Genomic DNA, 9,992 nt, shown 5'->3' with positions numbered 1-9,992 from the left:
GATTCCCGTACTGGTGCGGGAGATCGCCCTGCGGGACGATTTCACGTCCTTCTATATCCCGCGCAAGGTGCTGGCGGCACAATGGCGGCCCGAGGATGGATTGATCCTTGATATTCCTTGCGAGCTTTTCCCGACAGGCTTTGCCGAGAACTGCGGCCGCCGCAAGGTGCGCGTCGCCGTGATGCCGCAGGGCGTCTTTGTCGAATTCGGCACGCAGTTGGAACCGGCGGCCACGGAACCGCCGCCGCTGCCCGATCTGCCGGACCTTCCGGAGCCGCCGAAGCGGAGCCTGCGCAAACGTCTGCTGGGCAATATCTACCTGCCGCTCGTCGCGGTTGCCGGTCTGGGCGTCACGGGGTTGTTCAGTTCGATCGTGGCGCAGACGCTGGCCTATCAGGACAAGCCGGCCACCATCGCGCGGGCGGATCAGCCATGAAACACCATTGCAAAACTGCCGCGTCTGCTTGCGAAAGCCGGGTATCCTTAAAGATAGATTATCTAACTGCCCGAAATATGTTATGGCAGGGCGGTGAGTAGTTGATTCTTTTCTTGCATGACAAAGAGCGTTTGCAAATTCATCCTTACACCCTTGCAGAAGGCAAGATTAACAGTCCAAAGAAAGTTGCCTCATGCCTAATTCAATGCCCAATCAGAGCCTGAGCGATACTGCAATTGCGACGATCGCCGCGGGCTATGCCAGCCGGTCGGATGTGTCCATCGACGATATCCTGACGCTTGTCGCGCGCCTGCAGGGCGCCACCGCCCCGGCGGAAGCGCAACCGGCCCCCGCCACCATCGCGCGCCAGACCCCGGCGATGCAGGTGGATCAGGCGATGACCGAGGACACGATCTTTTGCCTGTGTTGCGGCAAGGGCTTCAAGATGCTCAAGCGTCACATCGGTGCGGAACACGGTCTGAACGAAGCCGAATACCGCGCCATGTTCGGCCTGCCCGCGGACGCTCCGCTGGTCGCGCCGAGCTACAGCAAGCGCAAGGCGGAACATGCCAAGGAATCGGGCCTTGGCCGTTACGAACGGGAAGCTCCGGCCAAGAGCACCGAGATTTCCTGATCCGGCCAGCATCCACGCGCCGGAGGGCTTGATCGTGACTGAATCCAGACCGTGAGTACCAAGAAAAACATCCCCATCATCATCAAACGCTACGATAGCGATGGTGATCACGGCCACCACGGCGGCGGCTGGAAAGTGGCCTATGCCGACTTCATGACGGCGATGATGGCTTTCTTTCTGCTGCTGTGGATCGTTGCCGCGTCGGATGAAAAGCAGCTGCGCGGGCTGGCCAATTATTTCACGCCCACGCTGGCGGATTCGGATTCCCCCTCCGAAGGGGCGGCGGATCTGCGCCCGGTCACGACTTCGGGTATCATGTCGGGGGCCAGCGGGCCGCCGGGCAGTGTCGATGTGCCGTCTTTCGGGCGCGACAATCCGATGATGGTTTTCGACAGCCGGCTCCGCGACCTGCCCTCCGATGTGGTTGTGGAATATGCCGACGGGCCGGAAACGGATCTGCCCAGCGGGGATGCCGTCGAGAGGATCGACGACGCGCGCCAGAAGGAGATCGAGGCCATCGCGGAGGAGATCGCCGAGCGCATCAACGAGGATGCGACGCTGAAGGATCTGGCGCAGAACGTGCGGTTGCAGAAAAGCACGGATGCGCTGGTCGTCGAAGTGCTGGACCAGGACGCGCGATCGCTTTTCGCGCGGGGCAGTTCCGACGTGAGCGCGCGGACCCGCGAATTGCTGCTGGCCATCGGCGATGTCATCGCGGCGCAGCCCCAGCGGATCGAGATCGTCGGCCATACGGATGCGACGAGCTATGGCAGCCGGGGCGACTATTCCAACTGGGAGCTTTCGGCGGACCGCGCCAATGCGACGCGGCGGATCCTGCTGGACGCGGGCCTCGCGCCCGCGCGGTTCATGCGTATTTCGGGCGTGGCGGATACGCAGCCCTCGAACCTTGCCAACCCTTTCGCGGCGGAGAACCGGCGTATTTCGATCCGACTCGTCTATCGCGACGAGCCCTGATCGCCGCGCGGCGGGGAATCGGCCCGCTGACCGGCCAAAATCCATTTGCCCGTTAATGAGAAAAAATGTGTGACTTAATGAGCCAGGTCTGTGGCGGAATGGCTTCACTTCGAAAATTCCCGCAGGAAGCGAAGCCGTTTGCCTCTGTAACGTTGACAATGGTTAACGCCTCTTTACTCATGGTAAACACAGAGCAGAGCGCGGGCAAAAAACAAAAAACAGCCCGTATATAATCAAGGACAGAATGTCCGGAACGAGGCAGTAAATGCAGAGAATTCACTTATTAGTGGCATCTGGAAGGGTGCCTGCCGTCCAGCCAATGCAGCGGACAACCAGATTTTCAAATCCATGATCCGGGCGCTTGTTCCGGTGCAATCTTCCATCTTCGAACTCGACGGACGTTCTTCGGGTGCGGATGCCATGCTTGAGGATATCGAACTGATCCCCGGTGTGGCCCTGGGCGATATCCTTGCAGAAGAACTCGACGCCGATGTGCCTTTCGGTTCCGTCGTCATCATTCGCAGTGCAGAGGCGTTTACGGATGTTTCCCACGCGGTGGGCGAGGCATTGGGAGAGATCCTGCTGTCGGTCATCGGGCGCGGGCTTTTCCCGCTGGCGGATGAAGACAACGTTCTCTACCTCGTGGGGCTGGCCTATCACCGGGCGGCGCAGAGCCCGAAGCTGGCGCGGCTGGGTCTGGTGCCCGATGCTTTCCGGGCCGGGCTGAGCGGTGTGCTGGCCCAGTATTGGTCCCTCCCCGAGACAACCACGGATATTTTCGCCGCCGGCCCCAGCGCCGAGGTGTTGCCCATGCAACTGAGCGAGCTTCAGGGGCGGGGGACCGCCGGGCTGTCGCTGGCCGCGATGACCTCCTTCGATGCGCCGCCGACCTTTTGCCAGTGGACCCTGCGTCTGAAGACGCTGGCCGCCCGCCGCCAAGGCCGCCGCAGCGTACCCGTGCCGCACGGCAACGTCGGTATTTCCTGAAACGACGGCGCCCTCGTCGGGGGCGCCTGCGACAGTCGGAAAGAGGGGCAGCGATATGACTCCCATGGCGTTCCAGGTGGCCACACCCGCCGCTGGCCAGAGCAAACCGGCCGGGGCCGAAAATGCCCTGACGCAGGGCGGTGATGCCGCGTCGGGATTCGCGATGTTGATGCAGGGACAGTTTCCGGCTGAGGGCGCGAAGATGGCGCCGCTGATGGCCCCGCTCGCCACCGATGGGGTGGCTGAAGGGATAGCCACCCTGCCCGAGGGGATCGACCCCGAAAGCGCCGAGGGATTGGTGGCGCTGATGGAACATGTCGTTGGCCTGCTCGAAAACGAAGGCGGTGCGATCACGCCGCAGAAGGTGATGAAAGCCTTTGCCGCCGCACTCGGAGAGGCGCCTGCGGAAAGCTTTGCCGATCTCGACGCGGTTATCGCCGTGGCGGACGATACCCTTGCGCCCGCACTTGCCGAACGCATGACGGCGGCGTTGCGCAGCCTGCCGCATCCCGCGCAGCTTGGCCTTGCCTCGGGTGAGGTGCCCGCGGTGTCCCGGGCCGAGTTGCGCAACAGCGCGCGGCCCATCAATCTGAATGAGAACGCAGCCGGGCCGCAGACCGGTCCGATGCAGCAGGGGGCGGCCCCGCAGAACGCGCAAGCGGTCCAGAATGGCCCCGCCACCCCCGCAGCATCCGCCGCATCCGCCGCCTCAGCAACCGTCCCGCCGGCATTCGCCGCGCAGGTCGATGCTGCCGCGCCCCGGGAGCTTCCCCCCGTGACGGCGCTTCAGGCACAGTTGCCCCCGGACCTGGCCCGCGCAACCCAGGCCGCGACGGTCGCCGCCGGTGCACAGGCTCCGACGACGGCGGACGATCAGTTGCGCCGCCACGTCAGCCAGCAGATCCGCAGTGTCGATCTGAAGGACAACAAGTTCCGCTTCTCGCTCGCCCCGCATGGGCTGGGCGAGATCGAGATCGAGGTGCTGCGCAACGAAGCGGGCCGGGTACAGATCGCGATGGCGGCGGAATCCGCCTCTGTCCTGGGGGCGCTGCGGCAGGACCGGGACCAGTTGCTCGATGCCTTGCAGGCGCGGGGCATCCTTGCAGATAACGCCGACCTCGATTTCCAGACCTTCGGTGAACGCGACCGGAACGGCGCGCAGGAGTTCGGGGCGGAGAATGCCGCCGGAGCGCAGGCGGAGGCTGAAACCGCAGAGACCGAAGAGATTGCCCGCGTCCATGTGCCCACGGCGGGCGCGACGCTGGACATAGTGACCTGAAAGGGACCCCGATGATCGACGCAAGCACCGCCAGCGGCCTTGCCGCTACCGCAAAGGCCAGCGGCGCCGCCGCTTCGACCGAAAAGCTGAAGGAAAGCTACGACAATTTCCTGACCCTGCTGACGGCCCAGATCTCCAACCAGGATCCGCTGAAACCTGTCGATTCCACCCAGTTCGTTTCACAGCTCGCGCAGTTGTCGCAGGTGGAGCAGGGGATCGCGATGAACAGCAACCTCGAGACGATCACCGAAACGCTGGCGACCGTCGGCGCGATGTCGGATCTGCAACTGATCGGGCGCGAGGTTCTGGTGCCGTCTTCGCAGGTGCGGATGACGCAGACGGATTTCCCGCTCAGCTATCAGCTGAACGCGGGGGCGGAGAAGGTGAACATGCGCATATTCTCTGCCGACGGGGCGCTGGTGCGTGAACTGACCGGCCTGCCCGCGCAGCCGGATGAGGTGATCCCGGTGGAGTGGGACCGGCGCGACCGCGTGGGCCTTGCCGTGCCGCCCGGCACCTTCCGGGTGGAGATCGAGGCGACCGATGGCGAAGGCGAGCCGGTAGGTGCGACCGTTCTGACGACGGCGGCGGTCGAGCGGGTGAATTTCACCGGCAAGGGCGCGGAGCTTCAACTGGCGAATGGTGAAACGGTTTCCTCTGCTGCGATACGCGCGGCACGCTGACCGGCCCGCGCGCGGGGGTCAGAGCCGCGCGATATCCCGTTTGAAGAGCGAGACGAACAGCACGTCTTCGATCCCCGGATATTCCGCCAGCAGTGATTGGCGCAGATCGCGCGACAGCGCGTCGCTGTCGATGGCCACCCCGCGCAGGGCAGGGCCTTCGGCGGTGCGCTGCATTTCTTCGAGTAGCGAATCGCGAATCCGCATCGCGGTCACGGCATCGCTGTATTCCGCGGCGATGACCGGATCGGTGATCTTGAGCGCGAAGTCCGCCACCACGTAGGATATGCTGCGCGCCTTTTCGACAGGCACGGTGACCTGACCCAGCATCACGATGGTCCGGTCCTCGCGCGGGTCCTGTACGGCGTCCTTTGCATCGCCGTAACCGTCGGCGTGCTTTTCCGCGCCGGGTTTGGCCTTGGCGGCTTCGCTATTTGTCGCGGTTTCACTGAGGGAAGGCGCCAGCACGGTGCCCGCGCCGTAGCCTGCGCCCGCAAAAACGAGCGGCAGTACCGTGAATGCGATTGCGACCTTTTTCATCATCGACCTTTCGTCAGGATTCCTCCTGTCCTAAAGGTCGATTGTGTCCATCATTGTCTGAGAATGTGGCACGGCCAAGGTTCAGTAAGGCAGAACTACGTCAAGAGCGTCCTCGCCATAGCTGCGTTCCTGCTGCCGCGACAGTGTTCCACGCCCGCCATAGGCGATGCGGGCCTCGGCGATCTTGTCGTAGGAGATGGTGTTGTCGTTGCGGATGTCGGCAGGGCGGACGATGCCGGCCATGCGCAGTTCGCGCAATTCGTGGTTCACCTTGATTTCCTGCCGTCCGGCGACAACCAGCGTGCCGTTGGGCAGCTTTTCGATCACCAGCGCGGCCACCTTCAGGTCGATCTGTTCGCCCCGGTTGATGGCGCCGGAACCGCTGGCTTCGGTCTGGGAGCTGATATCGACGATGTCGCCGCTCGGCAGATCCGCGCGGCTGATGCCGGGCAGGATCGCGGCGATCTTCGCGCCGTAGCCGAAGAAGGTCGGGAAGCCGATGGAGCTGCCGCCCTCGCGCTGGCGGTCGGTGGAATTGCGCAGCCGCGCCCGGTCGTCGATGGAGATGATGACGGTGAGGATATCGCCCACGTCGTCGGCGCGCTGGTCGGAGAAGAGCGCCTCTGCCTGACGGCTGAAAAGCGAGGCCCGCGCGCTGCCGGTGCGGACCGGTTCGATGATGGCGGGGGGCATGGGGACGCTGACGCGGGCGACCTCCGGTATGCGGTTGCCGTCGACCACGAGGTTCGAGGTATTGGGTTCGCGGTCGAAGGGGTCAGGGGCGCCGCCGCAGCTCGCAAGACCGAGCGTCGCTGCCAGCAGGAGCGCCCCGCGGCGCGGGAGGGAGGGGGTCATCTGGGAATCTCCACCGTGCCGTCTGCCGTTGCGATGCCGGTGACGGTCTTGTTGCTGATGAGGTTCACGATCCGGACCAGCTGGCCTTCGTGGGCGTCATCGAGGGCCCGCCCCGGCGCCACGAGGGCAAGCAGCCCGTCGCTGAAATGGATATCGACCCGTTCGCCGCGGTCGATGAGGAGCGGCCGAATGATCGATTGCTGCTGGATGGGGCGCCCTGCGGGCAGATGCCTGCGGACCTGTTTGCCCACAACCTCTGACGGGTCGGTCACCACATAGGCGCCCACGCGGCCCACGGGCAGGGCGCTCATCACCAGGTCGTCCTGCTTGATGATGGAATCGGGCATTAGCCGCCGGGCGGGGACGGGCACCGGGACGGAGACGAGCGCCAGCCCGCCGATGCGCTGCACCTCGCCCGTGTCCAGCACCGCATTGGCCAGGAAACGGCCCGAGGGCACATCCATCCAGAAATCCGCCAGCAGCACGGCTTCGCCTTCGAGCGCGTCCTTGACGGAAATGTCGAAATGGCCCGCCTCGGGCAGGCTGTCCGCGTAATCGAGGCGGGCGCGTTCTTCGACCAGTTCCTCGATCGGCGCGGCACGCCCGAGGGTGGGGGCGAGCAGCAGAAACGCGATGACCGCGAGTCGGGAGAGCACGCGCATTACCGGACCTGATTGGCCGAGGACAGCATCTGGTCCGCCGTCTCGATGGATTTGGAGTTCATCTCATAGGCGCGTTGCGCGGAGATGAGATCGGTGATCTGCTGGATCACGTTGACGTTCGACGCCTCCAGAAAACCCTGGTGGATCAGCCCGGCCCCGGGATCGCCGGGGTTGAGCACCTGCGCCTCCCCCGAGGCTTCGGTGGCCAGCAGGAAGTTGTCGCCGACCGCGCGCATGCCCGGTTCGTTGATGAAGGTCGCGAGGCTGAGCTGGCCCAGTTCCACGGGGTTTGGGTCGTTTTCGACGAAAGCGGTGACGATGCCCTGTTCGCTGATGTCGACGGATTTGGTGTTTTCCGGCACGACGATGCCGGGATCGACCCGGTAGCCCTGCATGGTCACAAGCTCCCCCTCCGCCGAAAGCTGGAAGGTGCCGTCGCGGGTATAGGCCTGCGTGCCATCGGGCATCTGCACGGTGAAGAACCCGGTGCCGTCGATGGCGACGTTCAATTCGTTCTCCGTCAGGATCATGCCGCCCTGGGTGTTGAGCCGCACGGTGCCCGCCGTCTGGACGCCAAGGCCGATGTCGACACCCACGGGGCGGGCGGAGCCGTCTGCGGAGGTTGCCGCGCCTTCGCGCTGCATCGATTGGTAAATCAGGTCCTGAAACGCCGCCCGGCTGGATTTGAAGGCGGTGGTATTGGCGTTGGCGATGTTGTTGGAGATCACATCGACGTTGGTCTGCTGGGCCATCATGCCGGTGGCCGCGATGCTGAGTGCCTTCATCTTCGGTATCCTTCCTCGGGTCGGGTCACACGGCCTGTCCGATGCGCTTGAGCGCATCGCGTTGCAGGCCGTCGGCGTTGCCCATCATGGTGTTGGTGCGCTCATAGGCGCGTTGCACGTCGATCAGGCGGGTCATTTCGCGGATCGGGTTCACGTTGCTGCCTTCGAGCGCGCCCTGCATGACCTGCGTGGTGGTGGAAGCCTCCGGTGCGGGGGCCCCTGCGGGTGCCACGAACATGCCCGCGCCGATGCGCGAATAGCTCTGGATGCCGGGAATGTCGAAAATGCCGACCTTGCCCAGCGGGCCGGTTTCACTGCCCGAGATCGTCCCGTCTTCGGCGATCGTCAGCTCACCCAGGCCCTGCGTGGGCAGTACGATCGGGCCGCCGCCTTCGTCGAGAACCTGCGCGCCCGAAAGCGTGCGCAGGTTGCCTTCGGTATCCAGTGCAAAGCCGCCGTCACGGCCGAAGGCGCGCTGCCCGGTTTCGGTGCGATAGCTGAACCAGCCTTCGCCGTTGAGCGCGAGGTCCAGCGGATTGCCTGTCTGCACCAACGCGCCGGGCCGCATGTCGACGTAGGAGCCGCGATCCCGCACGAAATTGGCCGGATCCTGATCCGCGCCGGCGTTTTGCTGGACAAAGGTTTCGAAGACGACGTGTTCGCCCTTGTACCCGGCGGTGTTCGCGTTGGCGATATTGTTGGAGGTGACGTCGAGCTGGCGCTGCAAAGACGCGGCAAGGGACATGCCAAGGTAGCTTGCTTCCGTCATGCGCCGTGCTCCTGTCCTTATGCGATGCAAGTATAAACATGGATTGCAAGGATACATTGAAATATAAACTGGACAAAAGCAAGGAAATTGTGTCTTTCTTTCTTGTCATGCTAAAGATACTTTGCCTTGCCCTGTCTCTTGTGCTGTTCCTGCCACCCCCTTTGCGGGCACAGGAGGAGGGGCCGTTCGCGACCCTGAACTTCGTTGTTCTGGGGCAGGGTGACTTCCTGTTACAGCGGCGCGCCATCGTGGACGGGGTCATCGCGGCCTCCCCCTTCGACATGGCGCCGGAGGAGGCGGCCACCGACCTTGCGCTCGCGGAATTGCACCTGACACATCTGCTGTTGCCGGAAGCGGCGACCTATCTCGCGGCGCTGGAACCCGGGACGCTTACCCCTGAAGAGGAACGGCGCTATCGCACGATCGCCCTGGCGCTCGACCTGCTGGGCGGGCCGGAGGGGTTGGAACAGGCGGTCTCACGCTCCCAAGGCTGGGGGCAGGGGGCGGCATTAAGGGCGGCGGCTTTTGCCCGGTTGGGCAATGTCGACGCCCTGCGCGATCTTCTGCCCCGGATGCCAGCCGCGTTGGACGGGCTGTCACCGGCGCTACGGGTTGCGGTCTTGCCCGACCTGCTTTCCGGCGCGCTCGATGCGGGCGATTGGGATGCGGCGTCCTTTCTGGCAGCCTTGTTCGACGATCATGCGGAACTGCGCAACGGCGCAACCTATCGCTACCTGCTCGCGCGAGCGGCGGAAGAGCGGGGCGAGCTGTTGCTGGCCTTTGACGGCTACGTAAAGGCGGCACGGGGGCGGAACGTCGATGCCCATCGCGCGCGGATCGCGCTGGTCCGGCTGGGGCGGCGCACGGATACATTGCCGCTGAGCGATGCGGTCAAACTGCTCGATCAGGCCCGCTGGGCCTGGAGCGGGGATGCGGTGGCGCAGGAAGGGTTCGAACTGCTTGCAGACTACGCGCTGGAAGCAGGCGACAGGCTAACCGCCCTTTCCGCATTGGACCGGCTGCTGCTGGAAATCGAGTCGCCCGAGGGGGCCGAGGCGGTGCGCCAGCGGGTGGGGAAAATCCTGCGGGATTATTACGCAGCCGGTGAGGTCGGCCAGATCGATCTTGATTCTTTTCTGGAGGGGCATGCGGTGATCGAAGCGCGCTGGCGGTTCGAGCGCGCCTTCGTTCAGGGGGCCGTTCCCCTGCCGCGCACCCTGCTGGCGGCGGGAATCACCAGCGCCGCCGCGCGAGAGTTCCGCAACCTGCGGGAACTGGCGATTGCGGCGCAGGAACTGGAGATGTTCGAAACCGACCCCGCCTATCTGCGCGACCTTTGGCTGGGCGAGGCGCGCGCCCTGCTGGCGGGCGGGCAGGCGGATGGTGCGGT

At 64.5% G+C, this 9,992-nt stretch carries 12 protein-coding genes; 7 read left to right on the top strand and 5 right to left on the bottom strand.

Features of this window, described 5'->3' with window-relative positions; all coding sequences use genetic code 11:
• The 6 genes from A3728_RS23085 to A3728_RS10520 form a co-directional block, all read left to right on the top strand.
• On the top strand, nt 1–436 hold a 436-nt coding region (locus A3728_RS23085), incomplete at its 5' end, for a hypothetical protein (protein ID WP_161489584.1).
• 193 nt (nt 437–629) lie between these two features.
• Nucleotides 630–1,070 (top strand): MucR family transcriptional regulator, encoded by a 441-nt coding sequence (locus tag A3728_RS10540; RefSeq protein ID WP_082851036.1) that lies wholly within the window; start codon nt 630–632, stop codon nt 1,068–1,070.
• A gap of 51 nt (nt 1,071–1,121) precedes the next feature.
• Nucleotides 1,122–2,045 (top strand): flagellar motor protein MotB, encoded by a 924-nt coding sequence (locus A3728_RS10535; RefSeq protein WP_067923204.1) that lies wholly within the window; start codon nt 1,122–1,124, stop codon nt 2,043–2,045.
• A gap of 369 nt (nt 2,046–2,414) precedes the next feature.
• Nucleotides 2,415–3,032, top strand: coding sequence for a hypothetical protein (locus A3728_RS10530; protein ID WP_150120730.1), 618 nt, complete (start codon nt 2,415–2,417; stop codon nt 3,030–3,032).
• 55 nt (nt 3,033–3,087) lie between these two features.
• A complete protein-coding gene (locus tag A3728_RS10525; RefSeq protein ID WP_082851035.1) occupies nt 3,088–4,311 on the top strand; it encodes a flagellar hook-length control protein FliK in 1,224 nt (407 codons plus the stop codon).
• Between the two features lie 11 nt (nt 4,312–4,322).
• On the top strand, nt 4,323–4,994 hold the full coding sequence (locus A3728_RS10520) for a flagellar hook assembly protein FlgD (RefSeq protein ID WP_067923195.1): 672 nt from the start codon (nt 4,323–4,325) through the stop codon (nt 4,992–4,994).
• A gap of 18 nt (nt 4,995–5,012) precedes the next feature.
• On the opposite strand, the gene A3728_RS10515 is transcribed toward A3728_RS10520, so the two are convergent.
• From A3728_RS10515 to flgF, 5 genes are all read right to left on the bottom strand, one after another.
• Nucleotides 5,013–5,531 carry a hypothetical protein gene (locus A3728_RS10515; protein WP_150120729.1) on the bottom strand — a complete coding sequence of 173 codons (519 nt, stop codon included), beginning with the start codon at nt 5,529–5,531 and terminating at the stop codon, nt 5,013–5,015.
• Between the two features lie 81 nt (nt 5,532–5,612).
• A complete protein-coding gene (locus A3728_RS10510) occupies nt 5,613–6,386 on the bottom strand; it encodes a flagellar basal body L-ring protein FlgH (protein ID WP_067923189.1) in 774 nt (257 codons plus the stop codon).
• Complete coding sequence (gene flgA, locus A3728_RS10505; protein ID WP_067923186.1) at nt 6,383–7,048, bottom strand: flagellar basal body P-ring formation chaperone FlgA; 666 nt, start codon at nt 7,046–7,048, stop codon at nt 6,383–6,385. The genes A3728_RS10510 and flgA overlap by 4 nt, the downstream gene beginning before the upstream one ends.
• Nucleotides 7,048–7,833 carry a flagellar basal-body rod protein FlgG gene (gene flgG, locus A3728_RS10500; RefSeq protein ID WP_067923183.1) on the bottom strand — a complete coding sequence of 262 codons (786 nt, stop codon included), beginning with the start codon at nt 7,831–7,833 and terminating at the stop codon, nt 7,048–7,050. The genes flgA and flgG overlap by 1 nt, the downstream gene beginning before the upstream one ends.
• A 25-nt stretch (nt 7,834–7,858) precedes the next feature.
• Nucleotides 7,859–8,602 carry a flagellar basal-body rod protein FlgF gene (flgF, locus tag A3728_RS10495; RefSeq protein ID WP_067923181.1) on the bottom strand — a complete coding sequence of 248 codons (744 nt, stop codon included), beginning with the start codon at nt 8,600–8,602 and terminating at the stop codon, nt 7,859–7,861.
• An 89-nt stretch (nt 8,603–8,691) separates the two neighbouring features.
• Here flgF and A3728_RS10490 point away from each other — a divergent pair.
• On the top strand, nt 8,692–9,992 hold a 1,301-nt coding region (locus tag A3728_RS10490; RefSeq protein ID WP_150120728.1), incomplete at its 3' end, for a hypothetical protein.

Source organism: Sulfitobacter sp. HI0040 (assembly GCF_001634885.1).
Classification (GTDB): domain Bacteria; phylum Pseudomonadota; class Alphaproteobacteria; order Rhodobacterales; family Rhodobacteraceae; genus Sulfitobacter.
The sequence above is the reverse complement of the archived record's forward strand: the minus strand, read 5'-3'. Positions and strand labels throughout refer to the sequence as shown.

What these genes read in the sequence shown, in the direction of transcription:
- flgA (WP_067923186.1), bottom strand. Translation starts at nt 7,048, where the DNA reads ATGCGCGTGCTCTCCCGACTCGCGGTCATCGCGTTTCTGCTGCTCGCC.
- flgF (WP_067923181.1), bottom strand. Translation starts at nt 8,602, where the DNA reads ATGACGGAAGCAAGCTACCTTGGCATGTCCCTTGCCGCGTCTTTGCAG.
- A3728_RS10540 (WP_082851036.1), top strand. Translation starts at nt 630, where the DNA reads ATGCCTAATTCAATGCCCAATCAGAGCCTGAGCGATACTGCAATTGCG.
- flgG (WP_067923183.1), bottom strand. Translation starts at nt 7,833, where the DNA reads ATGAAGGCACTCAGCATCGCGGCCACCGGCATGATGGCCCAGCAGACC.
- A3728_RS10525 (WP_082851035.1), top strand. Translation starts at nt 3,088, where the DNA reads ATGACTCCCATGGCGTTCCAGGTGGCCACACCCGCCGCTGGCCAGAGC.
- A3728_RS10515 (WP_150120729.1), bottom strand. Translation starts at nt 5,531, where the DNA reads ATGAAAAAGGTCGCAATCGCATTCACGGTACTGCCGCTCGTTTTTGCG.
- A3728_RS10510 (WP_067923189.1), bottom strand. Translation starts at nt 6,386, where the DNA reads ATGACCCCCTCCCTCCCGCGCCGCGGGGCGCTCCTGCTGGCAGCGACG.
- A3728_RS10520 (WP_067923195.1), top strand. Translation starts at nt 4,323, where the DNA reads ATGATCGACGCAAGCACCGCCAGCGGCCTTGCCGCTACCGCAAAGGCC.